We start from the raw sequence: 24,079 nt of genomic DNA, 5'->3' as shown, positions 1-24,079 counted from the left end.
TCATGGCTGAATATTTGGGTAAAAAAGTCGTTATTGTTGGACTGGGGCTGACGGGTCTCTCCTGCGTTGACTTTTTCATGGCACGTGGTGTGACTCCACGTGTGATGGATACCCGCCTAGTGCCACCGGGCAGCGATAAGCTGCCTGATGACGTTGAGTGTCACACTGGTAGCCTGAATACACAATGGTTGATGGACGCAGATTTAATCGTTGCCAGTCCGGGTATCGCACTGGCAACACCTGAGTTACAGGCAGCGGCCGATGCTGGCATTGAAATTGTCGGTGATATTGAATTGTTTTGCCGTGAGGCGACGGCACCGATTGTCGCCATTACGGGTTCAAATGGTAAAAGCACCGTCACGACTCTTGTCGGGGAGATGGCAAAAGAAGCCGGATGGCAGGTTGGTGTGGGAGGAAATATTGGTGTTCCTGCACTGGAACTGCTGAAACAGCCTTGCCAGTTGTATGTATTGGAACTTTCCAGTTTTCAGCTTGAAACTACTTACAGCCTGAAAGCTGCCGCAGCGACTGTTTTGAATGTCACTGAAGACCATATGGTTCGTTATCCGGACGGGTTGTCGCAGTATCGTGCAGCAAAACTGCGTATCTATGATCAGGCAAAAGTGTGCGTGGTAAATGAACAGGATGAATTGACATTGCCGGAAGCAGGTAAAGATAGCCGCTGTATCAGTTTTGGTGTGGATAGTGGTGTTTACCAGCTTGAGAGTGGACGTCAACAACTGGTGGTTAACCATCAATCTTTATTGGAAACCCGTCAGATTCGGTTGACAGGGCAACATAACTACACCAACGGCTTGGCAGCACTGGCGTTGGCTGATGCCGTAGGTATTCCTCGCGAAGCCAGTCTTCAGGCATTGCAGACTTATCCGGGGTTGGCACACCGTTTTCAAGTAGTGCATATGAGAAATGGCGTTCGTTGGGTAAATGATTCTAAGGCAACAAACGTCGGCAGTACCCAGGCAGCACTCAGTGGACTGACATTGGAGGGTACGCTCTATCTTTTACTCGGCGGGGATGGAAAAGCTGCTGACTTTACTCCACTGCAACCTTATGTATCGGGAAATAACATTCGCCTTTATTGCTTTGGTTGTGATGGAAATCAGCTGGCCCAATTGCGTCCTGAAATTTCCACGTTGACAGAAACGATGGAACAGGCAATGAGGGAAATTGCCCCGAAGCTGATGGCTGGCGACATGGTGCTGTTGTCACCCGCTTGCGCGAGCTTTGACCAGTTCCACGGTTTTGAACATCGCGGCCATGAATTTGCCCGTTTGGCAGAGGAGCTAGGCTAATGACTATTCCAGGCCTCGGTAAATTTAAAAATTGGCTGACGGGGAACGTGGAGACCGATGCCACGGATATCGTCATGTATGATCGTACCTTGGTCTGGATGATATTGGGATTGGCTGTGATAGGTTTTGTGATGGTGACATCAGCCTCAATGCCAGTGGGTCAGCGTCTCGCACAAGATCCGTTTATTTTTGCACAGCGTGATGCAATTTACTTGGTGCTGGCGTTTATATTATCACTCATCACCTTGCGCATCCCAATGGAGTTTTGGCAGCGTTACAGCAACATCATATTGCTGGGCACGATCATCATGCTTGTTGTGGTACTGCTGGTTGGCAGCTCTGTCAATGGTGCATCGCGCTGGGTGGCGATTGGCCCATTGCGTATTCAGCCAGCGGAATTATCGAAGTTGTCACTTTTTTGTTACCTATCGAGCTACCTGGTGAGAAAAGTAGAGGAAGTGAGAAACAATTTTTGGGGTTTCTGCAAGCCTATGGGCGTAATGATTGCGCTGGCTATTCTGCTATTGGCGCAGCCCGATTTGGGAACCGTTATTGTTTTGTTTGTGACAACGCTGGCGCTGTTGTTTCTGGCCGGTGCCAAATTGTGGCAGTTCCTTGCCATCATTGGCTGTGGAATATTTGCCGTCTGCGTGTTGATTGTTGCTGAACCTTATCGTATGCGTCGAGTAACCTCTTTCCTTAATCCGTGGGATGATCCGTTCGGCAGCGGTTACCAGTTAACACAATCGCTGATGGCATTTGGTCGTGGGGACTTTTTCGGACAGGGATTAGGAAATTCAATCCAGAAAATGGAATACCTGCCCGAAGCGCATACTGACTTTATTTTCTCCATTCTGGCCGAAGAATTAGGTTATTTGGGTGTGGTTTTAGTGTTGTCAATGGTATTCTTCGTCGCCTTTCGCGCAATGATGATTGGTCGCCGCGCATTACAGCTTAATCAGCGCTTTGCTGGTTTTTTGGCTTGTACAATCGGCATCTGGTTCAGCTTTCAGACATTCATTAATGTCGGTGCAGCGTCAGGTATGTTGCCAACGAAAGGTTTGACATTACCTCTTGTGAGTTACGGTGGTTCGAGTTTGATCGTGATGTCAACGGCCATCGTCTTATTATTACGAATTGATTATGAAGTGCGTCTGGCAAAAGCACAGGCGTTTGTAAGGAGCCCCAAATGAGCGGCAGAAACCGGCGTTTAATGGTAATGGCAGGCGGTACGGGAGGCCATGTTTTTCCGGGGCTGGCGGTTGCCCAACATTTAAAAGAACAAGGCTGGGAAATTCGCTGGTTGGGAACCGCTGATCGCATGGAGGCGGATTTGGTTCCTAAACAGGGTATTGATATTGAATTTATCCAAATTTCAGGATTGCGTGGCAAAGGAATAAAAGCACTCTTTGCGGCTCCTGTCCGAATTTTTAAGGCGATCCGGCAGGCAAAAACGATCATGCGCCGCTATCAGCCGGACGTTGTTCTGGGTATGGGCGGCTATGTCTCAGGGCCTGGTGGAATTGCTGCATGGCTGTGTGGCATTCCGGTTGTTCTGCATGAACAGAATGGTATTGCCGGATTGACCAACCGCTGGCTGGCCAAAATTGCGAAAACGGTCTTGCAGGCATTTCCCGGCGCATTTTCTGATGCACCTGTGGTCGGTAATCCTGTGCGTGAAGATGTACTGGCGCTGCCAGTGCCTGCACAGCGTTTGGCAGGAAGAGAAGGATCTGTCCGTGTACTGGTCGTTGGAGGTAGTCAGGGTGCAAGAATTCTGAATCAAATCATGCCAGAAGTGGCTGACCGTATGGGTGATCACATCACTATATGGCATCAGGCAGGAAAAGGTGCGCAGGAAGAAACACACGAAAAATATGAAAATTCAGCTAAATCTGAATTCAAAGTGACTGAATTTATTGATGATATGGCGCAGGCTTATGCGTGGGCTGATATCGTGGTGTGTCGTTCGGGTGCATTGACGGTCAGCGAAGTTTCTGCGGCAGGATTACCTGCGATCTTTGTGCCATTTCAACATAAAGATCGCCAGCAATATTGGAATGCTTTGCCGCTGGAAAAAGCGGGGGCGGCAAAAATACTTGAACAGCCTCAATTTACGGCCGAGGCCGTAGTGGATTTGCTCACGCAGTGGCAGCGTCCACAATTGCTGGAAATGGCAGAAAAGGCGCGTTCAGTTGCCATCGTCAATGCAACTGAGCGTGTGGCAGCAGCGTTGATCGACGCTGTTGAAAATCATTCAGGCCGTTCCAAGTAGAACGGCGACGTAAACATAACTAGTGAAGATTAAAACGTGAATACACAACAGTTGGCGAAATTAAGAGTTTCCGTGCCTGAAATGAGAAAAGTCAGGCACATCCACTTTGTCGGCATTGGTGGTGCTGGCATGGGTGGTATCGCCGAGGTGTTGGCTAATGAAGGTTATCAGATAAGTGGTTCTGATTTGGCACCCAATTCCGTCACACAACAGCTGATCGCACTGGGTGCAACTATTTATTTCAACCACCGTTCGGAAAACGTACGAGATGCCAGTGTGGTTGTTGCATCCACGGCAATCCCTGCGGATAACCCAGAAATTATTGCTGCCCGTGAAGCACGTATCCCGGTTATTCGCCGGGCGGAAATGCTGGCAGAACTGATGCGTTATCGGCATGGTATTGCTATCGCGGGAACGCATGGAAAAACAACGACGACAGCGATGATTGCGGGTATTTATGCTCAGGCTGGTCTTGACCCTACATTCGTCAACGGGGGGCTGGTTAAGGCCGCAGGCACACATGCCCGTCTTGGAACCAGCCGTTACCTGATTGCTGAAGCGGATGAAAGCGATGCTTCTTTCCTGCACTTGCAGCCTATGATGGCAGTTGTTACCAATATTGAAGCTGACCACATGGATACCTATCAGGGGGATTTCGAAAATCTGAAACAGACATTCGTTAATTTCCTGCATAATTTGCCGTTTTATGGTCGTGCCGTGATGTGCATTGATGATCCTGTCGTGAAAGAGTTAATTCCCCGCATTGGGCGTTATATCACGACCTATGGTTTCAGCGAAGAAGCAGACATCCGCATTACGCATTACGAGCAGAAGGGAGCGCAAGGGTTTTTCACCATCAGCCGTGATGACTTGCCGGAACTGCATGTTGTATTGAATGCACCGGGGCGTCATAACGCGCTGAATGCGACCGCCGCTGTCGCTGTAGCGACAGAAGAAGGGATCAATGACGCTGCTATTCTGGCTTCACTGGCTGAATTTCAGGGAACGGGGCGCCGCTTTGATTTTCTGGGTGAATTCTCCCTCAAACATATCAATGGCAAAGAAGGTAGCGTGATGCTGGTGGATGATTATGGTCATCATCCAACCGAAGTCGATGCCACGATTAAGGCTGCGAGGGCGGGTTGGCCAGATAAGCGTATTGTGATGCTGTTCCAGCCGCACCGCTATACGAGAACTCGTGATTTATATGATGATTTTGCCAATGTTCTGAGTCAGGTGGATGTTCTGTTGATGCTGGATGTGTATTCGGCAGGTGAAACCCCAATTCCGGGTGCTGATAGCCGCTCTTTGTGCCGTACCATTCGTAGTCGTGGGAAATTGGACCCGATTTTTGTGTCAGATCCAGAGCAAATTTCAGCCATGCTGTCACAGGTAACAGAAAACAATGACTTAGTGTTGGTTCAGGGTGCCGGTAATATCGGTAAAATAGCGCGCAATTTGGCTGAAACAAAATTACAGCCGTCTTTTAATGAGGGAGAGCATCATGGTTGAGAAGGTCGCTGTTCTATTGGGCGGAACATCCGCTGAGCGGGAAGTTTCACTGCAATCAGGACAATCTGTTGTGGCTGGGCTGAAAGAAGCAGGCATTAATGCGTATTCAGTCGATACAAAAGACTTTGATGTGACTAAACTCAAAGGAGAAGGGTTCAGCAAAGCCTTCATCGCTCTGCATGGGCGTGGTGGTGAAGATGGTACGCTGCAAGGTGTACTGGAGTTTTTGCAGATCCCTTATACCGGCAGTGGTGTTATGGCATCAGCTTTGTCAATGGACAAATTGCGCACAAAACAGTTATGGCAGGGAGCAAAGTTGCCAGTTTCTCCGTATGCCGTAATTAATGCTCAAAAATTTGAACAAGTTAATGATTTTCAACTCCAAGAATATGTTCGAGAATTAGGGCTTCCATTAATGGTGAAGCCGAATCTGGAAGGCTCCAGTGTCGGTATGACTAAAGTGAGTGATTATTCCGAGTTGCGTGGGGCATTGGAACTCGCGTTCCAGTACGACACGGATGTGCTGGTTGAAAAATGGTTGTTTGGTCCTGAATATACCGTGGCATTCTTGGGCGATGAGGTTTTACCCTCTATCCGTATCCAAGCGCCGGAAGTGTTTTATGACTACGATGCGAAATATCTTTCCAATGAAACGAAATATTTCTGCCCAAGTGGCTTGAGCGCGGAAAAAGAGCTGGAGTTGGCAGATATTGCATCAAGAGCATATAAGGCGCTGGGATGCAGTGGTTGGGGTCGGGTTGATATTATGGATGATGGCAATGGTAATTTCTATCTGTTGGAAGTAAATACATCCCCAGGTATGACCAGCCATAGCCTAGTACCGATGGCCGCACGTCAGTCCGGACTCAGTTTTTCACAACTCGTGGTGAAAATTCTGGAGTTGGCCGATTGATATGTCACAGGCAGCCCGGAATACCCGGGAGCGAGAAAGTGAAACGCAAAGCTCCCGCCCCAGTAATGGCTATCATCTAGCAGGGATTGTTTTCTTCCTGATGGTGATTGGCACCATCGTATGGGGAGGCTGGATGACATTGGACTGGATGAAGGATTCAAACAGATTAGCGCTCTCAAAACTGGTGTTGACTGGCGAACGCCATTACACCACGAATGATGATGTCAGGCGAGCAATAATGGCATTTGGCGCGATCGAGACATTTATGACACAGGATGTCAACATTATTCAGGGTCAGATAGAACGACTACCGTGGATTCGGCAAGTCACTGTGCGTAAACAATGGCCTGATGAACTAAAAATTCATCTGGTAGAATACGTACCTTATGTGCGTTGGAATGATACGCACATGCTGGATGCAGAAGGAAATGTATTTAGTTTGCCGATAGAGCGTAGTGTCAAAGGGCATTACGCCATGCTTACTGGCCCTGAAGGTAAAGAGAAAGAGGTATTGGCAGAATATAACAAAGTAGCGCCCTTGTTTACTGAACATAAAATGAAATTGAAAACGGTGATCATGACGGAGCGTAATGCTTGGCAATTAATTCTGGATAACGACATTCGGCTGGAACTGGGAAATAAAAATGATGTGAAGCGGATTAAACGTTTTATTGAACTTTATCCTGTGTTGCAGAAAAACACGGAGAAACGCGTGGCTTATGTAGACTTACGTTATGACAGCGGCGCTGCGGTAGGTTGGGCTCCTTTATTAATTGATGCGCCGGTTTCAATCAACGGGCAGAAAAATAACAGTGACTGGCAATAATACAGAGACAGGCAGAATAACAATGATCAAATCAACGGACAGAAAATTGGTAGTTGGCCTTGAAATCGGGACAGCAAAGGTATCTGCCCTGGTTGGTGAAATTCTGCCCGATGGTATGGTTAATATTATCGGAGTGGGAAGTTGTCCATCCCGCGGTATGGATAAAGGTGGTGTCAACGACCTTGAATCGGTCGTTAAATGCGTACAGCGTGCGATTGATCAGGCTGAATTAATGGCGGACTGCCAGATATCTTCAGTTTATCTGGGACTTTCCGGTAAGCATATCAGTTGCCAGAACGAAATTGGCATGGTGCCGATTTCGGAAGAAGAAGTGACACAGGACGATGTGGACAGTGTTGTCCACACGGCCAAATCGGTTCGTGTTCGTGATGAACACCGTATTTTGCATGTGATCCCACAGGAATACGCTATCGATTATCAGGAAGGGATCAAAAATCCGGTCGGGCTTTCTGGCGTGCGTATGCAGGCAAAAGTTCACTTGATTACCTGCCATAACGACATGGCAAAAAATATTGTAAAAGCTGTTGAACGTTGTGGACTGAAAGTTGATCAACTTATTTTTGCGGGTCTGGCGGCAAGTTATGCTGTTCTGACCGAGGATGAACGTGAATTGGGCGTCTGTGTCGTTGATATCGGCGGCGGCACAATGGATATCGCTGTATACACTGGCGGCGCATTACGCCATACCAAGGTGATCCCTTATGCAGGAAATGTTGTCACCAGTGATATCGCCTATGCGTTTGGAACGCCTCCAAGTGATGCTGAAACCATCAAGGTTCGTCACGGTTGCGCATTGGGTTCGATAGTCAGCAAGGATGAAAGTGTAGAGGTTCCAAGCGTGGGAGGGCGTCCTCCCCGTAGCCTGCAACGCCAGACATTGGCTGAGGTGATCGAACCTCGTTATACCGAACTGCTGAATTTAGTGAATGATGAAATTCTGCGATTGCAGGAACAATTACGTCAGCAGGGAGTAAAGCACCATCTGGCAGCAGGGATTGTCTTGACCGGGGGAGGAGCTCAAATAGATGGCGTGGCCGAATGTGCTCAGCGGGTATTCCATACCCAAGTACGTATTGGCCGTCCCCTGAACATTACTGGTCTGACGGATTATGTGCAGGAGCCTTGCTACTCAACGGCAGTCGGGCTTCTGCATTATGGCAAAGAATCTCACCTTGGTGGCGATTCTGATGCCGATAAAAGAACGTCAGTGAGCGGCTGGTTCAAAAAAGTCAGCAGCTGGCTGAGAAAAGAATTTTGATTTTTTATACAGAGGCCGCGACAATGACGCCGGCCTCGACATAAAGGCACAAAACGGAGAGAAATTATGTTTGAACCACTGGAATTAACCAACGACGCGGTGATTAAAGTCATCGGCGTCGGCGGCGGCGGCGGTAATGCTGTTGAGCACATGGTGCGTGAGCGTATTGAAGGTGTAGACTTCTTTGCGATTAACACCGATGCTCAGGCGTTGCGCAAAACAGCTGTCGGTCAGACTATCCAGATTGGCAACGGCATTACAAAAGGATTGGGCGCTGGTGCAAACCCTGAAGTCGGCCGTACCGCGGCAGAAGAAGATCGCGAAGCATTGCGTACTGCTCTGGAAGGTGCCGACATGGTATTCATCGCTGCAGGCATGGGCGGTGGTACAGGAACTGGCGCAGCCCCCGTTGTGGCTGAAATTGCCAAAGAGCTTGGTATTCTGACCGTTGCTGTCGTTACCAAGCCATTCAATTTCGAAGGCAAGAAGCGAATGGCCTTCGCGGAACAGGGGATCACTGAACTGTCCAAACATGTGGACTCACTGATCACCATTCCAAATGACAAATTATTGAAAGTGCTGGGTCGCGGCATTTCCCTGCTGGATGCATTCGGTGCAGCCAATGACGTCCTGAAAGGGGCAGTTCAAGGTATCGCTGAACTGATTACTCGCCCAGGACTGATGAACGTTGACTTCGCTGACGTTCGTACCGTGATGTCTGAAATGGGATACGCCATGATGGGATCAGGTATTTCGCAAGGTGAAGATCGTGCAGAAGAAGCGGCTGAAATGGCTATTTCCAGCCCGTTACTGGAAGATATTGATCTTTCTGGTGCACGTGGCGTGCTGGTTAACATTACTGCCGGCTTTGATTTGCGTCTGGATGAGTTTGAAACGGTGGGTAACACAATTCGTGCATTTGCCTCTGACAATGCGACGGTGGTTATCGGTACGTCACTGGATCCAGACATGAACGATGAGCTGCGTGTAACGGTTGTGGCAACAGGTATTGGGATGGACAAGCGTCCTGAAATTACGCTGGTGACCAATAATAAAGTCTCTCAGTCAAATACACTGGATCGCCGTTACCCGCAGATGTCTGGTGGAATCCCGTCATTGTCTGAAGAGAAAAAACCCGCTGCAAAAGTGGTCAATGATCAAAATGCGCAGACAAGCAAAGAGCCTGATTATCTAGATATTCCAGCGTTTTTGCGCAAACAGGCTGATTAATAGCTAAAAGATAGGATTCTCCGCTTTTTGTGCTAAACTGTCCTGCCAATTATGTTTTATAGTAATTGGCAGGATGGGTAACATTGCGAGATATAATGATGATCAAACAAAGGACATTAAAACGGACTGTTCAAGCGACCGGCGTTGGTTTGCACACCGGTAAAAAAGTCACGCTGACAATGCGTCCAGCGCCGGCTAATACCGGGGTCATCTATCGTCGTACTGATTTGAATCCACCGGTAGATTTTCCGGCGAATGCTAAATCCGTGCGTGATACCATGCTCTGTACTTGTCTGGTAAATGAACATAATGTGCGAATTTCAACCGTTGAGCACTTGAACGCGGCGCTCGCAGGTCTGGGTATCGATAACATTGTTATTGACGTCGATGCACCAGAAATCCCGATTATGGATGGTAGTGCCAGCCCGTTTGTTTTTCTGCTGTTGGATGCAGGCATTGAAGAGCTGAATGTCGCGAAGAAATTCGTACGCATGAAAGACACCGTTCGCGTAGAAGATGGTGATAAATGGGCTGAATTAGCACCATATCACGGTTTTAGTCTGGACTTTACCATTGACTTCAACCATCCGGCTATTGATTCCAGTTCACAACGTTATAGTTTGGATTTCTCTGCGGATTCGTTTGTCCGCCAGATTAGCCGTGCACGTACTTTTGGATTTATGCGCGATATTGAGTACCTGCAATCCCAAGGCCTGTGCCTCGGTGGCAGTTTCGATTGCGCCATTGTGGTAGATGACTACCGCGTACTCAATGAAGATGGTCTGCGTTTTGAAGATGAGTTCGTCCGTCATAAAATGCTGGATGCCATCGGTGATCTGTTCATGTGTGGCTATAACATCATTGGCGCATTTACTGCGTTCAAATCAGGCCATGCATTGAATAATAAGCTGCTGCAAGCAGTCTTGGCGCATGAAAGTGCTTGGGAATTTGTCACGTTTGAAGATGAAGCTGAAATGCCGCTGGCTTTCCGTGCTCCATCGACAGTGCTGGCATAGTAGCCAAAAAGTGTGCTGAAAACATTCCTATGATGAATCAATGGGTTCTGTTATCTATCACGCTTTTTTCGCTGATGTTTTTTATTCAGCGCTAGCGCTTCTTTTTGGCTGTACTGGTACCCTCTCCGGCCAGCGCAGCCAATCTCTCTAATTTCCTTTTCAATTTTTCAGGGCTGCGTTCAGCCAATACCATTAATGTTTCTGCACTTGCATGGCTCAATTGGCGCTTTGGTAAATTCTGATTATCATTATTAGGTGCTGTTGTTGACGATCTTGCGAACTCTTGCGCATTATTACTACGTTTGACCATTAATGATGGATTAATCCTGATGTCGATAGAGGATAAAGATGGTAGAATTTCGCTTCTCAGTGTCGAAAGCAAAACGGGCACTTCATAGCGAAGTCTGGTCATCCAACTGGCATTTCCTGCTTCCAGTACCAGAATATGTTTGCGATAATTGGCGACCCTGCACCATGGATGCAGTTGTGCGGGCAATAAACTGAGAATGGCACGGTTGAGTTTCAAAAGTGCAATAGCATGTTGTTGAATGATTTGAAGAGGGCTTTTACCGACAGCTGCCTCGTCTTCAAACAGCGTATCCAGTGATTGTGGTCGGCTATCTCGCATAATAAAGGCAGTTCCAGTATTTATTAATGAAGGGTGAATGAGTATTTTAAATCTTTGGCGACAATTTGGTAGGCGTTATTTTTGGTCTCACCTTTTACTGGGCATAGTCGCCACAGGAATTGGTGTTCCTGCTGTTTTAGCTGGAACGACAGAAAGCCTTCCCCATAGTAATACTTCTTCCAGCCAAAGGAACCAAAATCAGGCATTTTCCTCGTTTGATCACTTATTTCAATTACAAAGTGTCCAGCGTCAACCTTCGAATCACTTGAATTACTGGCAGCAACATGCTGTTCGCAACGTTATTCGTCGGCTTTCTTTTGCTTTTTCTATTACTGGCCCTACCCAACACGAAGTAGCAAAAGAAAGCATTCGAGTTTCTTCTCCATGCATGCAACAGCTTATGTTGGATACGTTGCATGCTATGCTGATACAAGCACCGTCACAATTTGAATCCATCCTTGATATTGAAATAACGGCGACTATTCTTCCTGATTCCCACACACCGGCACTCTGGGTAGCTAAAACTCAGGGAATTCGCGCGGGGCCAACAGCTAACCATTTATCTTTGCTTTAACTCGCCTGTCTTACTTTTTGTTTTTTTGATGAGACAGCTTTGTTTAGACAGTCTAGAAGACACAATTGGTTGGCCGCAACTTTGGCCTTATCTGAGATGTATTAATTATGATGATTAAATTACTCACTAAGATTTTTGGTAGCCGCAATGACCGCACCTTACGCCGTTTGCGTAAATCGGTTGATATTATCAACCGTATGGAGCCTGATTTTGAGAAGCTCTCCGATGAAGAACTAAAAGCAAAAACAGATCAATTCCGTGCACGCCTGAAAGAAGGTGAATCACTGGAGAAAATCTTGCCTGAAGCCTTTGCTACCGTGCGTGAAGCCAGTAAACGTGTATTTGGCATGCGTCACTTTGATGTGCAGTTACTGGGTGGGATGGTGCTGAACGAACGCTGTATTGCGGAGATGCGTACAGGTGAAGGTAAAACTCTGACCGCAACACTGCCAGCTTACCTTAATGCTTTGAGTGGACGTGGTGTCCACGTTGTGACCGTGAACGACTATCTGGCACAGCGTGACGCTGAAAACAACCGGCCGTTGTTTGAATACCTCGGTCTGACCGTCGGTATTAACCTGCCAAACATGCCAGCACCTGCCAAACGCGAAGCCTATGCCGCAGATATTACTTACGGCACCAACAATGAATATGGTTTCGACTATCTGCGAGACAACATGGCGTTTAGCCCAGGAGAGCGGGTACAACGCAAACTGCACTATGCGTTGGTGGATGAGGTGGACTCGATCCTGATCGATGAAGCCCGTACTCCATTGATTATTTCTGGGCCAGCGGAAGACAGTTCTGAACTTTACATCAAAGTTGACAAACTGATTCCTAAACTCATCCGTCAAGAAAAAGAGGATTCAGAAACCTTCCAGGGAGAAGGTCACTTCTCGGTTGATGAAAAAACACGTCAGGTTAATCTCACTGAGCGTGGCCTGGTTCTGGTTGAAGAACTGCTGATTGGCGCCAAACTGATGGATGAAGGCGAATCACTGTATTCACCGACCAACATCATGCTGATGCACCATGTAACAGCAGCGCTGCGTGCCCACGTTCTGTTTACCCGCGATGTAGATTACATCGTCAAAGATGGTGAAGTCATCATTGTTGATGAGCACACAGGGCGTACCATGCAGGGGCGTCGCTGGTCTGATGGGTTGCATCAGGCTGTTGAGGCAAAAGAAGGTGTTGAAATTCAGAATGAAAACCAGACACTGGCCTCTATTACATTCCAGAACTACTTCCGTATATATGAAAAACTGGCGGGTATGACGGGAACCGCCGATACAGAAGCCTTTGAATTCAGTTCTATTTATAAACTGGATACTATCGTTGTTCCGACAAACCGCCCGATGATCCGTAAAGATTTGCCGGATCTGGTCTACATGACCGAAGCGGAAAAAATCGATGCGATTATTGAAGATATTAAAGAGCGTACCATCAATGGTCAGCCTGTACTGGTAGGGACAATTTCGATTGAGAAGTCGGAAGTGATTTCCAAAGCATTAACCAAATCAGGTATTGGACATAACGTTTTGAATGCCAAATTCCATGCAATGGAGGCGGATATTATCGCGCAGGCCGGGCAGGCTGGCACGGTCACTATTGCAACTAACATGGCTGGACGTGGTACGGATATTGTGTTGGGCGGAAGCTGGCAGTCTGAAATTGCCAAACTGGAAGAACCAACCCAAGAGAAAATCGAACAAATCAAAGCGGCATGGCAAGAGCGTCATGATGGAGTACTTGCGGCGGGCGGTTTGCATATCATTGGTACAGAGCGTCATGAATCACGCCGTATCGATAACCAGTTACGTGGCCGTGCGGGGCGTCAGGGGGATGCAGGTTCTTCGCGCTTCTATCTCTCAATGGAAGACTCCTTGATGCGTATTTTTGCTTCCGATCGTGTCACGGGCATGATGCGCAAACTTGGTATGCAGCCGGGTGAAGCGATTGAACACCCATGGGTTACTAAAGCGATTGCGAATGCCCAGCGTAAAGTAGAAAGCCGTAACTTCGATATTCGTAAGCAATTGCTGGAATATGATGATGTTGCTAACGATCAGCGCCGTGCGATTTATGCCCAACGCAACGATCTGCTTGATGTGAGTGATGTCAGCGAAACCATTGCCAGCATTCGTGAAGATGTCTTTAAGGTAACGATTGATGCCTATATTCCGCCACAATCTCTGGAAGAAATGTGGGATATAGAGGGTTTGCACGAGCGTCTGGTAAACGACTTTGATCTGGATATGCCGATTAAAGAATGGCTGGACAAAGAACCCGAATTGCACGAAGAAACGCTGCGCGAACGTATTCTTGAAAAGGCGATTGAAGTTTACAAACAGAAAGAAGAAATCGTCAGTACAGAAATGATGCGTAACTTTGAAAAAGGCATCATGTTGCAAACCTTGGATACGCTGTGGAAAGAGCACTTGGCTGCGATGGACTACCTGCGCCAAGGTATTCACCTGCGTGGCTATGCACAGAAAGATCCAAAACAGGAATATAAGCGCGAATCTTTCGCCATGTTTGCTAATATGCTAGAATCACTGAAATATGAAGTGATCAGCACATTGAGTAAAGTTCAGGTCAGAATGCCGGAAGAAGTGGAAGCCCTTGAACATCAGCGTCGTGAAGAAGCTGAACGTTTGGCAAGGAAACAGCATTTGAGCCATGAAGTTGAGCAAGGCGCTTTGATGTCAGAAACAGAAGCACAGATGGCGAGTGGCGTACGTAAAGTGGGACGCAACGATCCTTGCCCATGTGGTTCAGGCAAAAAATTTAAGCATTGCCACGGCAGTTTATAATAAAAATCAGTAATAAAAAGCCAGCGACTCATTGTCGTTGGCTGATTGGATAAAACCCTCAAAATTCATCTCTCAGAGAATGATTTGAGGGTTTTTTTCATTTTATGGTTGGCTGAACGCTGCTGCCCAGTAGCAATTCCTGCATATTGCCAATATTTGCAATGAACTGATCATCGTGGGAAATCAACACCATGGCACCAGTATAACTATGCAGCGCTTTCTGGAGTAGTTCACGTGATTCAATGTCTAAATGATTGTCAGGTTCATCCAGCAGTAGCAGGGCAGGAGCATAAGGCCCACAAAACAAGCAGGCAAGAGCGACCTTGAGTTGCTCTCCTCCACTCAAGTAACCTGCCGGTTTCAAGGCTTCTTCACCACGTATGCGCAGTTGTGCCAGTCGGGTACGATAGCGATCTTCAGGCCAACCGGGTGACTGTAATTGAAAGTTATGCAGTGCGGATTGGTTTTTATCAAGAAATGAAAAGTGTTGATCCATCAGACGATAGGAAGGCGTTATTCGGCAAGTGCCTTGTTTGGCAGGGAATAAACCTGCCATCACTTTTAGCAAGGTAGATTTTCCGCTGCCATTTTTCCCCGTGATAGCGAGGCGATCACTATGATTCATCGTTAAACTGATGGGAGAACTTGAGCCAAAAGGTAAAATGACATTTTGCAGATAAAGTAACGGGGCAGTCGCTACTTGCGGCGCAGCAACCGTGATTGACAGAGGATCGATGATTTCCAGTTTTGTTCTGGCATCTGTGGCCAGAGAAGCGCTTCGCTGTAATCGTTCCTCATGTTGTTTAGCCTGTCGTGACAGCGAGGCTTCTGAGCGCCCTAATTCCCGATCAAGAATGATTTTACTTTGATTGGCGTTTTCCCGCCGTTGTTTACCCTGGCTTTGTCTTTTACTGGCTTTTTCTCGATCTTTTTGCTTATCACGCAAGGCTTGTTTGAGGTTTTTACGAGTCTGATCAACCTCGCGCTGTACACCTAACCGTAGCTGTTCCTTACTTTCTAACCACGTTTCCCATCCACCTGTGCTGCGGCATAGCCCTAACCCACTGAGTTCGTAGACAACTGACACATGTTGTAATAATTGGGGATCATGAGTAATCAGTAAAATACCGCCACTGAAAGTTGTCAGCCATTGAGCCAACCAGAGACGCCCTTGTCGATCAAGGTGATTGCTGGGTTCATCCAAAATCATAAACTCCGCTCCCTGATGTTTTAGTGCCAGCAGTCTGAGACGAGTCTGTTCTCCACCGCTGAGAGAACTAAAAGGCTGGTTTAATACTTCAGAGCGCAATTCTCCTTCTGCCAATAGGGATTCAACTTGAAATTGCCAATCCCAATGATTTTCCATGACATCAAAATCTGTCATATCACCGACGCCCGCTAGAATGCGTTCATTGGCTTTCATGATCTCAGTTAGTCCTAACATCTCAGCCGCATTACCTGAAAAGGATGTTAGGCCTTGTGACAGATAGCCAACATCGCAGAAATGTTTCACACTGCCTTCTGTCGGTGGTATTTGCCGAGCCAATATTGATGCTAGCCAAGATTTACCAATACCGTTACGACCGACCAAAACGTGTTGTTCCGCGTTCAAAACCATATCAATACCAGAAAACAGAGGAGTGATTTCACCAGAAAATTGATAGGCGATTTGCTTTGCTTCGATCAATGGTTGACCTTCATATTGCATGAATGATGCTTCCTTGATTTTTAAAGTATGGTTGTATGCTTTCTAGGTCGGATTTTATTTGTTGGCTAATCTCTCTCAGATACCGTTTACCAGAATGTGTCCACATAATAGGCTTTTATTCGGCTGAAGCTTGGCAAAAAGCGATAAGACGTGATTACGGTTCTGATGAGATTAATCCTGTTTCTTTCTCATATGACTGTTTATTATAGTCTGCAAGAAATAATCACATTGATTAATTAATCAACTGCAAGAAAAACCATTATGGAAAAAAAACATCTGCATATTGCGGCCGGCATCATTAAAAATACCAATGATGAAATTTTTATCACCCAGCGTCATGTTGATTCACATATGGGCGGCTTTTGGGAATTTCCGGGAGGAAAACTTGAACAGGGAGAAACTTCGGAGCAGGCGCTCATTCGGGAACTGAAGGAAGAAGTGGGGATCACGGTAACCCATTGTGAATTGGTGGAAACTATCACTCATGAGTTTTCTGACAGAAATATCACACTCTATTTTTACCTTGTGGATCAATGGAAAAATGAGCCATTTGGTAAAGAGGGGCAACCTTCCCGTTGGGTTTTGCAAACCGAATTGATCGCTGATGAATTTCCGCCGGCAAACCGCAGCATAGTGGCTTTGCTCAACAAAAGTGGATCTCATTAAAAAATAAATAATTAACGGTAGCGCCGAATACAATCGGCGCTACTTTGATGGTTATTACCGATCTGGTTCTTCGCTCCAGCTATCGTTTTCTGAACTGTCGTCCTGGCTGGCGATTTTCTTTTCTTCACTGGCCCATTCGCCTAAGTCGATTAGTTGGCAACGTTTACTGCAAAATGGGCGATATGGGTTGATTTCTCCCCATATTACCGTTTTAGCGCAAGTCGGGCATGCGACGGTCAATACTTCAGACATCTTTACTTTCTCCTGCTTGATTTGAAGGCTATGTTAACAGCAGGCTAATTCAAATGACAAATGCGCAGGTACAACACCGTGTTCGCTATCCATCGGCAGAAAGCGGATGGCAAAGCGGGTCTTGTGACCGGATATTTGCGGATAGACCAGCGCATCCAGTACGACATCTAACTTTAATCTCAATAAGTCAGATTCATCAGCATTTCCCTGATAGAAGCCGTTGTGGCTGATTTTTGGGGAAAATATAGCGGATTGGCGTATTAATTCCAGGATGCTTTCCAGTGCTTGCTGTAATGGACGCAGGCCGTCCAGCCAAGAGTTGACGGTTTTATCTCTGACAGACTGTGGTAAATGCAGCCACAGGTGTAGCGTGGGCAAGTCAAAACTGCAACATCCTCCCGGGATGCTAAGCCGTTGACGCACAATGCTGATGATACGATCTTCTTTAATGTGCTGGCTGAGACGTGGAGCCTTATTCAAGGCGATGCTCCGTTCCTTGAGTTGCTCTATCAGTATGTGGATCATCGCCGTGTCAACATCGGGCGAACCGAGCCATTGCTTTAGTTTTGCCTGTTGGCGATCCAGCTCTTTCAATAATTCAGAGCGAACTTCGCCGCGTTCCAGTATTTCGATTAATTCGGCAATCGTGCGGAAAAACGCGAGGCAACTCGCCGATGAATCTAAATGCCGCTGTTTTTCCAGTTGTTGCAGTGAAGAATCAATCCTCAACCATGAACGCATTTTTTCATTAAGTGGGTGTTCAAAGATAATAGTGGAGGTTGCATCACTCATTACGATTTTCCTGTCTGACTGATTCTGCTTGTTTTAAATACTGTTGGTGTAATTCGACCACACGGGAGATGATATCCTGCTCATTGTGATGGTTGAATATGATATCGTCCGCTTTTTCCAGCCTTTCATGACGGTTGGCCTGTGCAGCCAGAATGTTCTCGACTTGCTCACGACTCACTCCGTCACGTGTCATTGTTCGGCTGATCTGTACTTCAGGGGGAACATCAACAACTAAAATACGATCTGCTAAATGCATTAAATTATTTTCAATTAACAGAGGAACGACCCAAATGGCATAAGGGGCAGTGACTTGGCTTAGTTGCTGTTGGGTTTCTGTGTGTATCAGCGGGTGGAGAAGTGCACTGATCCACTGTTTTTCTGTTGGAACTGCAAAAATTTTTTGGCGCAGAAGGACGCGATTTAGACTGCCATCCGGCAGCAATATGTCAGCACCAAAGTGCTCTGCGATTGTCTGCAATGCGGGGGAGCCTGGAGCAACAACTTCTCTGGCGATAATATCTGCATCAATAAGTGGGACACCAAGGGATGAAAATACATTAGAGATAGTCGTTTTACCGCTACCAATTCCACCTGTGAGTGCAATAATATAACTCATTCTATCCCTTAAAATATTTCTGATAGCATATTTAAATTGTAACTCAAGGGAGTCAGATGGGCTATAAACAAACGGGTATAATTCCTGCTTTTGCGATCCCCGAAGAGAGGTAGTGGAACATGTAAATGAACTGTTACGTTAGTATTGTACCTAACTGAAAAACAGGCAGGTACATAGCCAGCAATAATAAACCAACAATCACTGCCATTATCAGCATTAGTACGGGTTCAAGTAATTGCACTAGACTATCAGCGAGGCTGATTGATTGTTCTTGATACCATGCCGCTAGATTCCCCAAAAATAATTCTAATTCTCCTGATTCTTCACCTATCATGACAAACTGCTGACATAATGGTGGAAAGTACATTTCTTTTTTTAAAGCATCACTCATGGGTATACCTTGCTGAATTTGCCTGTACAGATTTTTTACCCCTGCCATGAATACAGGGTGGTGAGTCGCGTTCAGAGCACATTCCAGCCCTGTCGTTAGTGTTAGACCTGCTTTTTGTGTCATAAACAGAATATGAAATATCTGGTTGGTTTGTTGATAAATGGTGAGTTGCTTAAAAAGAGGGAGTTTCAGAAGGAACATCTTTTCTTTTATTTGCAGTGTGGGAAATTGATGGCGCAGCCATAGGTAGCTGATTATCAATAGAGAGGCTATTGCCAAAAGTAATACACCGTGATTAATCAGGAAATCAGAGGCTGATAAAACCCACTGCGTTAAGAGAGGCAGTGAGGCATCAAACGAAGAATAAACTTGCTTGAATTCCGGTAGAACAAAAATCAGCATCAGTAAAATGACAAGAATAGTTACAAAGGCTACGATTAAGGGGTAACGGTAAGCCTTCTGGATTTTCTTACGTAATATATTTTGTTGTTCCAATCGGTTAATAATCAATTGACAGCAGGTTTCAAGTTGGCCGGTTTCTTCGCCTACCGCGATAAGCTGGCGAAATAGGGGCGAAAATAGCCGGGGATAGTGTCCCAGTGTCGTGGAAAATGACTCCCCTTGGCTGATTTTTTGAATAATATCCGTTAATACACATCGCCAAAGCATTTGTTTGCATTCCTGCAATAAGAGAGTAAGCCCCTTTAATAGGGGAATACCTGATGCCAGTAATGTGCTTAATTGATGAATGAAATGTAAGCGATAAGCGATTTCCTTTTCGCTGTAATGAATGAGTTTTTTGCATTTAATGGTATAAGGTTGCAAATCAAGGTGACTCAGATGTTGAAACACGTTTTGTTTGCTCTGACCGATGCTTTCCCCTTTTACAATGTTTCCTTTTCTATTGACCGCTTGCCATTGATAAATATATTCCATTTTCATGCTGTTTCCTGACCTGTAATCTGATAAATCTCTTCCAGTGTCGTTATGCCTTTTTCCACCAAGACCAGCCCTGCGGAAAAAAGAGTTGAATGCTGTTGTGCAGCGAGCAGCTGTGGAAGGTTGTCAATCGAGTGTTCTGACAGGGCCTGTTGGAGGGCTGGCTTGATTTCAAGAAACTCGTAGATGGCTGTCCTGCCATAATAGCCGGAAAAACAGTGTTCACAGCCAACCGCAAGCCATTGTCTTATAGAAATAGATTGTTTTACGGAATCGGGTTGTTTTATTGAAACGGATCGTTCTATGGGAACAGGTTGCTTTATAGGAATAGCGCCATTGGAGACATTGATGGCAGTGTGCTCTTTATCTTGCTGGCGGCAATGGGGGCAGAGTGTACGTACCAGCCGCTGTGCAATAATCAATTTCACGCACGATGCTGTGGTATAGCCTGAAATCCCCAAATTTTGCAGGCGGGATAATGTATCAATTGTCGAGTTGGTATGCAGTGTCGATAAGACCAGATGACCTGTTTGCGCTGCTTTCATCGATATCTCGGCGGTTTCATTGTCACGGATTTCACCGACCATAATGATATCGGGATCTTGCCGTAATAATGCTCTGAGAACTTTGGCAAAATCGAGGCCAATTTTGTTGTTTACTGGTGTCTGGTTGATGCCATTTAAGGGAATTTCTACCGGATCTTCGACGCTACAGATATTCTTCTTCGCCTGATTTAAATATTGCAGACAGCTATACAGTGTGACGGTTTTGCCGCTTCCTGTCGGGCCTGTCACTAGGATCATACCTTGCGGTAAGTGGATTTTTTGTTTTAAAAGTTGCAATTGAGGCTCTGGCAGGCCAAGTTGCTCCAGCGATAGCTGGTGTATGGTATTTAAAACGCGCAGGACAATCTTTTCTCCATGTAGAGTTGGCAACGTTGATATACGTATTGCATAACTGCTTTTGTTATCATTCCAGTCAAATTGCCCATCCTGCGGCTGGCGTTTTTCAGCAATATTGAGTTTTGCCATGATCTTCAAGCGGGCTGGAATGCCGGTATTCATTTGGGGAGAAGGTGATGATACAGCGTGCAGGATCCCATCAACCCGAATACGTATCCGATAGCCACGTTGAGAAGGTTCAAAATGAATATCTGAGGCTCTTTTTTGTATTGAGGTTGATATCGTTTGATTAATTAATTGAATAACTGGCGTGTCCATATCTTCAGAATGGGCATCGTTTGTTTGTATTTCATTGTGATTGGAATAGGGGACATCCAGTTTTTCGATACGATAATGTTCCTCATCATCATTTTCAGAACAGTGATTTTCTGCACAAGATACCAATGCATTTCCTTGTGTCAGCATGGATTCGATTTTTGCTTTTGGCCAAATATCTACATTAATGATTGAGCCAGAAATAAACCGTAATGCAGCAATGAAATCTTCATTGGGTGATTTGCTACAGGCAATAGTCATGGTATGGATCTCTCTTTTTATAATAATGGCCTGATGTCGTTGACACAGTTCATTGATTTCCCTTTCCATTAATACATTTTCCTTGTTTCTCATTTTCTATATTCCTTTAATGCTGAAGCAATTTGAAAATCTTATTTTTCGAGATGATATGTTTGAAAATAGAATAGTTTTAAAATTTAACTGTTTAAAATTTAAAAGTTTCCTGACATTTCAATTTTAAGGATTCATTTTTAGTATCACAAATGGTACGCCAGTAGATAACGCCGGTTTTGGTATCTTGGGTTGGTTTTAAGGTGGTAGTGAGCCCATTGAGATTCTGTTGCCCGGCGATGATTATTTCTCCGTCCTTTACCGTAACGGTGCTGATATAGCGGCTATTATGACCTGATGGGATTGATGCATGGCCAGTATTGCAGTCTTTATAGTTTTCTGTTTCAAAACGACAAAGTTCAACGCCAGATTTATAAGGCACAATAGTTTGTAGCATATCGGTTAATGCTGCTTTTTGGATATATCCCTGATAACTGGGAATAGCAATTGCGCCAAGGATAGACACAATCGCCATAACAACCATCAATTCCATTAATGTAAACCCTTGTTGGTTCATTCTTCCTCCTTTGTGTGTTTTCTCATGGTATGGCGCATGATCTCCGATAGATGTCGGCGTTCATAAGGATGGCAAAAACAGAGAAAAATAAAATAGCTTCAGTAATAGTTATGGAAATAGCTCGAAAAAATAACTATTCGTTACATTTTTTACAGATGAATTTTCGAGCTGGTTCGCAAATGAAAAACACGCCAGAAATAGTACTCGATTGAAAATGCTAACATGTTAACCTGTTACACTTTGAGTGGTGCCATTCCACTTGGTTGGGAATATTGCTGTTGAGATATTGAGGAGAGTAGAAGAATGAAGCTGCATGAAGGGTGGATTGATGGTGCAAGGAAGGTTATCTCTCCATATTATGATCTGCGTCCAGAAGGTGAAATCCCATCATTACTGGTCATTCATAACATCAGTTTACCTCCCGGCAAGTTTGGCGGGCCTTATATCGATCAGCTATTTATGGGAACGCTGAATTCAGATGAAGATCCGTTCTTTAATGAGATAAAGGGATTATGTGTTTCTGCTCATTGCTTAATCCGCCGCGATGGAGAAATTGTGCAATATGTCCCTTTTGATAAAAGAGCTTGGCATGCTGGCGTATCCTGCTACTGTGACCGTGAGAAATGTAATGACTTCTCGATAGGTATTGAGTTGGAAGGGACGGATTATGAGCCATTTAGTGAAATCCAGTACCTCAGATTGGCGGAAGTTACCCAACTGCTTATCTGTCACTTTCCTGATATCCGCAATAATATTACGGGGCACAGTGATATCGCTCCGGGTAGGAAAACCGACCCAGGGCCTTATTTTTATTGGGAACACTATCGGCAACTATTGAAGGAGTGAGTTGAATGACTCTCTTTATTCTATTGTTAGTACTGGCATGGGAACGTGTTTTTAAGATGGGCGACCATTGGCAGTTGGAACGCTATTTGTCCCCTTTGTTTGCCAGGATGAAATTATTTTCATTATGGAGCAGTTTGGGTATGACCCTGCTGGTCGTATTACTGACCTGGAAACTTATTGATGTTTTGAGTGATGTGGTTTTTGGTGTACCGGGAATTCTGCTGTATATCATGATCAGCTTGTTATGTATTGGTGCAGGGTCTCTGCGTTATGACTATCGGGAATATCTTCGAACTGTACGTCTTGATGATCTGGATCAGCAAAATAATCATCTTGCCCGTTTGACGATGATACAGGGAACTTTACCTGATACCACAAAAGATGAGCGGCTGCGTGAGATACAGAATGCATTGATCTGGATAAATTTCCGTTATTATCTTGCACCGATTTTCTGGTTGGTCGTGATGGGAAAATTAGGCCCTGCAATCTTAGTGGGGTACGGTTTTTTGAGGGGTTATCAAGGATGGTTGGCACAACACGGAACGGCTGTGCAACGTGCACAAACTGGGGTTGATAGTTTGCTGCACTGTCTAGATTGGGTTCCTGCACGTCTGGCGGGGATCGCTTATGCTTTATTAGGGCATGGGGAAAAAGCATTGCCAGCTTGGGTTGCATCCCTCAGTGATTTTCGGACATCGCAATATAAGGTGGTAAGTCAATTGGCTCAGTTTGCTTTAAGTAAGGAACCTCATCTTAATCCAATAGAAACTCCTGTTGCGGCTGTTAGGTTGGCGAAAAAGGCGACATTGACTATTGTGATTATTGTTGCATTGTTGACGATCTATGGAGCATTAGCTTAACGAATGAAAAAAAGTTACTGGGGGAATGAAAGCCTCCAGCAAAACAACAAGTTGGAAGATGAAGGATATATATAAATGTGAAAGGGGTCTGGTTTTAAGATTCCTTTCTTTTTAAATCATTCGATTAATAATATATTTTATTTTTTGTCTGCTTTGTTTATTTATTATTTAAATTTATGAGTTATGATGTTATATAGTGAAAGTAATTAGATGAACATTGCTCCATAATAAATGTTTTTTCACTGAGATTTGTATTTAATTGATTAATTTTATATTTATTGATGAAGTGTTATTCTTCTAAATATTATGATTTCGCTTTTTTATATGGGTACATGAATTGATAAATAGTCTGGATTATTCAGGTTAAAATAGAAATACCTTCCAGATTATAATATGGCCTAATTGTTTTTCCTATATGTAAATATATTTCTAAATTTGAAATATATAACGATATGAAAACACTTAAACACTTAAACACTTAAACACTTAAACACTTAAACACTTAAACACTTAAACACTTAAACACTTAAACACTTAAACAC

At 45.2% G+C, this 24,079-nt stretch carries 22 protein-coding genes; 14 read left to right on the top strand and 8 right to left on the bottom strand.

The window, feature by feature from the left end:
* The first annotated feature begins 2 nt into the window (after window positions 1–2).
* From murD to lpxC, 9 genes are all read left to right on the top strand, one after another.
* Window positions 3–1,313 (top strand): UDP-N-acetylmuramoyl-L-alanine--D-glutamate ligase, encoded by a 1,311-nt coding sequence (gene murD, locus PSI22_RS07095; protein ID WP_273579152.1) that lies wholly within the window; start codon window positions 3–5, stop codon window positions 1,311–1,313.
* The gene (gene ftsW / locus PSI22_RS07090; protein ID WP_273579151.1) at window positions 1,313–2,506 is read left to right on the top strand and encodes a cell division protein FtsW; all 1,194 of its coding nucleotides are present in this window, start codon (window positions 1,313–1,315) and stop codon (window positions 2,504–2,506) included. The genes murD and ftsW overlap by 1 nt, the downstream gene beginning before the upstream one ends.
* A complete protein-coding gene (gene murG / locus PSI22_RS07085) occupies window positions 2,503–3,588 on the top strand; it encodes an undecaprenyldiphospho-muramoylpentapeptide beta-N-acetylglucosaminyltransferase (RefSeq protein ID WP_273579150.1) in 1,086 nt (361 codons plus the stop codon). The genes ftsW and murG overlap by 4 nt, the downstream gene beginning before the upstream one ends.
* Window positions 3,589–3,624: 36 nt before the next feature.
* On the top strand, window positions 3,625–5,100 hold the full coding sequence (murC, locus tag PSI22_RS07080; protein ID WP_273579149.1) for a UDP-N-acetylmuramate--L-alanine ligase: 1,476 nt from the start codon (window positions 3,625–3,627) through the stop codon (window positions 5,098–5,100).
* Window positions 5,093–6,013: a D-alanine--D-alanine ligase gene (locus PSI22_RS07075; RefSeq protein WP_273579148.1), complete on the top strand. Its 921-nt coding sequence runs from the start codon at window positions 5,093–5,095 to the stop codon at window positions 6,011–6,013. Before murC ends, PSI22_RS07075 begins: the two co-directional genes overlap by 8 nt.
* Before the next feature lies 1 nt (window position 6,014).
* The gene (gene ftsQ / locus PSI22_RS07070) at window positions 6,015–6,839 is read left to right on the top strand and encodes a cell division protein FtsQ (protein WP_273579147.1); all 825 of its coding nucleotides are present in this window, start codon (window positions 6,015–6,017) and stop codon (window positions 6,837–6,839) included.
* Between the two features lie 22 nt (window positions 6,840–6,861).
* A complete protein-coding gene (gene ftsA / locus PSI22_RS07065; RefSeq protein WP_038209103.1) occupies window positions 6,862–8,118 on the top strand; it encodes a cell division protein FtsA in 1,257 nt (418 codons plus the stop codon).
* Window positions 8,119–8,184: 66 nt separating this feature from the next.
* On the top strand, window positions 8,185–9,348 hold the full coding sequence (ftsZ, locus tag PSI22_RS07060) for a cell division protein FtsZ (protein ID WP_038257648.1): 1,164 nt from the start codon (window positions 8,185–8,187) through the stop codon (window positions 9,346–9,348).
* A 98-nt stretch (window positions 9,349–9,446) separates the two neighbouring features.
* Window positions 9,447–10,364: a UDP-3-O-acyl-N-acetylglucosamine deacetylase gene (gene lpxC / locus PSI22_RS07055; protein WP_273579216.1), complete on the top strand. Its 918-nt coding sequence runs from the start codon at window positions 9,447–9,449 to the stop codon at window positions 10,362–10,364.
* 91 nt (window positions 10,365–10,455) lie between these two features.
* Here lpxC and PSI22_RS07050 read toward each other — a convergent pair whose 3' ends face one another.
* Window positions 10,456–10,992 (bottom strand): DUF721 domain-containing protein, encoded by a 537-nt coding sequence (locus tag PSI22_RS07050; protein ID WP_273579146.1) that lies wholly within the window; start codon window positions 10,990–10,992, stop codon window positions 10,456–10,458.
* A gap of 37 nt (window positions 10,993–11,029) precedes the next feature.
* Between PSI22_RS07050 and secM the strand changes: the two genes are divergently transcribed.
* Complete coding sequence (gene secM / locus PSI22_RS07045) at window positions 11,030–11,566, top strand: secA translation cis-regulator SecM (RefSeq protein WP_273579145.1); 537 nt, start codon at window positions 11,030–11,032, stop codon at window positions 11,564–11,566.
* A 107-nt stretch (window positions 11,567–11,673) separates the two neighbouring features.
* Window positions 11,674–14,382, top strand: a complete 2,709-nt coding sequence (gene secA, locus PSI22_RS07040; protein ID WP_273579144.1) for a preprotein translocase subunit SecA — start codon at window positions 11,674–11,676, stop codon at window positions 14,380–14,382.
* A gap of 97 nt (window positions 14,383–14,479) precedes the next feature.
* Here the strand turns inward: secA and PSI22_RS07035 are convergent, their stop codons facing one another.
* Complete coding sequence (locus PSI22_RS07035) at window positions 14,480–16,090, bottom strand: ATP-binding cassette domain-containing protein (RefSeq protein ID WP_273579143.1); 1,611 nt, start codon at window positions 16,088–16,090, stop codon at window positions 14,480–14,482.
* A gap of 261 nt (window positions 16,091–16,351) precedes the next feature.
* Between PSI22_RS07035 and mutT the strand changes: the two genes are divergently transcribed.
* Window positions 16,352–16,756, top strand: coding sequence for an 8-oxo-dGTP diphosphatase MutT (mutT, locus tag PSI22_RS07030; RefSeq protein WP_273579142.1), 405 nt, complete (start codon window positions 16,352–16,354; stop codon window positions 16,754–16,756).
* 54 nt (window positions 16,757–16,810) lie between these two features.
* Here the strand turns inward: mutT and yacG are convergent, their stop codons facing one another.
* The 6 genes from yacG to ppdD all read right to left on the bottom strand — a co-directional run bounded on the left by yacG (window position 16,811) and on the right by ppdD (window position 21,831).
* A complete protein-coding gene (yacG, locus tag PSI22_RS07025) occupies window positions 16,811–17,008 on the bottom strand; it encodes a DNA gyrase inhibitor YacG (protein WP_012989804.1) in 198 nt (65 codons plus the stop codon).
* Between the two features lie 33 nt (window positions 17,009–17,041).
* Entirely contained in the window at window positions 17,042–17,800 is a 759-nt protein-coding gene (zapD, locus tag PSI22_RS07020) for a cell division protein ZapD (RefSeq protein WP_273579141.1), read from the bottom strand.
* Window positions 17,793–18,416: a dephospho-CoA kinase gene (gene coaE, locus PSI22_RS07015; protein WP_273579140.1), complete on the bottom strand. Its 624-nt coding sequence runs from the start codon at window positions 18,414–18,416 to the stop codon at window positions 17,793–17,795. The genes zapD and coaE overlap by 8 nt, the downstream gene beginning before the upstream one ends.
* A gap of 133 nt (window positions 18,417–18,549) precedes the next feature.
* Entirely contained in the window at window positions 18,550–19,749 is a 1,200-nt protein-coding gene (gene hofC / locus PSI22_RS07010; protein WP_273579139.1) for a protein transport protein HofC, read from the bottom strand.
* A complete protein-coding gene (gspE, locus tag PSI22_RS07005; RefSeq protein WP_273579138.1) occupies window positions 19,746–21,317 on the bottom strand; it encodes a type II secretion system protein GspE in 1,572 nt (523 codons plus the stop codon). Before gspE ends, hofC begins: the two co-directional genes overlap by 4 nt.
* A gap of 91 nt (window positions 21,318–21,408) precedes the next feature.
* The gene (ppdD, locus tag PSI22_RS07000; protein ID WP_273579137.1) at window positions 21,409–21,831 is read right to left on the bottom strand and encodes a prepilin peptidase-dependent pilin; all 423 of its coding nucleotides are present in this window, start codon (window positions 21,829–21,831) and stop codon (window positions 21,409–21,411) included.
* Between the two features lie 303 nt (window positions 21,832–22,134).
* Here ppdD and ampD point away from each other — a divergent pair, with 303 nt between their 5' ends.
* Both ampD and ampE read left to right on the top strand, forming a co-directional pair.
* Window positions 22,135–22,677: a 1,6-anhydro-N-acetylmuramyl-L-alanine amidase AmpD gene (gene ampD, locus PSI22_RS06995; RefSeq protein ID WP_012989798.1), complete on the top strand. Its 543-nt coding sequence runs from the start codon at window positions 22,135–22,137 to the stop codon at window positions 22,675–22,677.
* 5 nt (window positions 22,678–22,682) lie between these two features.
* On the top strand, window positions 22,683–23,537 hold the full coding sequence (gene ampE, locus PSI22_RS06990; protein WP_273579136.1) for a beta-lactamase regulator AmpE: 855 nt from the start codon (window positions 22,683–22,685) through the stop codon (window positions 23,535–23,537).
* Window positions 23,538–24,079: the final 542 nt, after the last annotated feature.

It is taken from the genome of Xenorhabdus aichiensis, assembly GCF_028598775.1.
Classification (GTDB): Bacteria; Pseudomonadota; Gammaproteobacteria; order Enterobacterales; family Enterobacteriaceae; genus Xenorhabdus; species Xenorhabdus bovienii.
The sequence above is the reverse complement of the archived record's forward strand: the minus strand, read 5'-3'. Positions and strand labels throughout refer to the sequence as shown.

Excerpts from the sequence above, each read along its gene's own strand:
- murD (WP_273579152.1), top strand. The coding sequence starts at position 3 with ATGGCTGAATATTTGGGTAAAAAAGTCGTTATTGTTGGACTGGGGCTG.
- ftsW (WP_273579151.1), top strand. The coding sequence starts at position 1,313 with ATGACTATTCCAGGCCTCGGTAAATTTAAAAATTGGCTGACGGGGAAC.
- murG (WP_273579150.1), top strand. The coding sequence starts at position 2,503 with ATGAGCGGCAGAAACCGGCGTTTAATGGTAATGGCAGGCGGTACGGGA.
- PSI22_RS07075 (WP_273579148.1), top strand. The coding sequence starts at position 5,093 with ATGGTTGAGAAGGTCGCTGTTCTATTGGGCGGAACATCCGCTGAGCGG.
- ftsQ (WP_273579147.1), top strand. The coding sequence starts at position 6,015 with ATGTCACAGGCAGCCCGGAATACCCGGGAGCGAGAAAGTGAAACGCAA.
- ftsA (WP_038209103.1), top strand. The coding sequence starts at position 6,862 with ATGATCAAATCAACGGACAGAAAATTGGTAGTTGGCCTTGAAATCGGG.
- ftsZ (WP_038257648.1), top strand. The coding sequence starts at position 8,185 with ATGTTTGAACCACTGGAATTAACCAACGACGCGGTGATTAAAGTCATC.
- lpxC (WP_273579216.1), top strand. The coding sequence starts at position 9,447 with ATGATCAAACAAAGGACATTAAAACGGACTGTTCAAGCGACCGGCGTT.
- PSI22_RS07050 (WP_273579146.1), bottom strand. The coding sequence starts at position 10,992 with ATGCGAGATAGCCGACCACAATCACTGGATACGCTGTTTGAAGACGAG.
- secM (WP_273579145.1), top strand. The coding sequence starts at position 11,030 with ATGAGTATTTTAAATCTTTGGCGACAATTTGGTAGGCGTTATTTTTGG.
- secA (WP_273579144.1), top strand. The coding sequence starts at position 11,674 with ATGATGATTAAATTACTCACTAAGATTTTTGGTAGCCGCAATGACCGC.
- PSI22_RS07035 (WP_273579143.1), bottom strand. The coding sequence starts at position 16,090 with ATGCAATATGAAGGTCAACCATTGATCGAAGCAAAGCAAATCGCCTAT.
- mutT (WP_273579142.1), top strand. The coding sequence starts at position 16,352 with ATGGAAAAAAAACATCTGCATATTGCGGCCGGCATCATTAAAAATACC.
- yacG (WP_012989804.1), bottom strand. The coding sequence starts at position 17,008 with ATGTCTGAAGTATTGACCGTCGCATGCCCGACTTGCGCTAAAACGGTA.
- zapD (WP_273579141.1), bottom strand. The coding sequence starts at position 17,800 with ATGAGTGATGCAACCTCCACTATTATCTTTGAACACCCACTTAATGAA.
- coaE (WP_273579140.1), bottom strand. The coding sequence starts at position 18,416 with ATGAGTTATATTATTGCACTCACAGGTGGAATTGGTAGCGGTAAAACG.
- hofC (WP_273579139.1), bottom strand. The coding sequence starts at position 19,749 with ATGAAAATGGAATATATTTATCAATGGCAAGCGGTCAATAGAAAAGGA.
- gspE (WP_273579138.1), bottom strand. The coding sequence starts at position 21,317 with ATGAGAAACAAGGAAAATGTATTAATGGAAAGGGAAATCAATGAACTG.
- ppdD (WP_273579137.1), bottom strand. The coding sequence starts at position 21,831 with ATGAACCAACAAGGGTTTACATTAATGGAATTGATGGTTGTTATGGCG.
- ampD (WP_012989798.1), top strand. The coding sequence starts at position 22,135 with ATGAAGCTGCATGAAGGGTGGATTGATGGTGCAAGGAAGGTTATCTCT.
- ampE (WP_273579136.1), top strand. The coding sequence starts at position 22,683 with ATGACTCTCTTTATTCTATTGTTAGTACTGGCATGGGAACGTGTTTTT.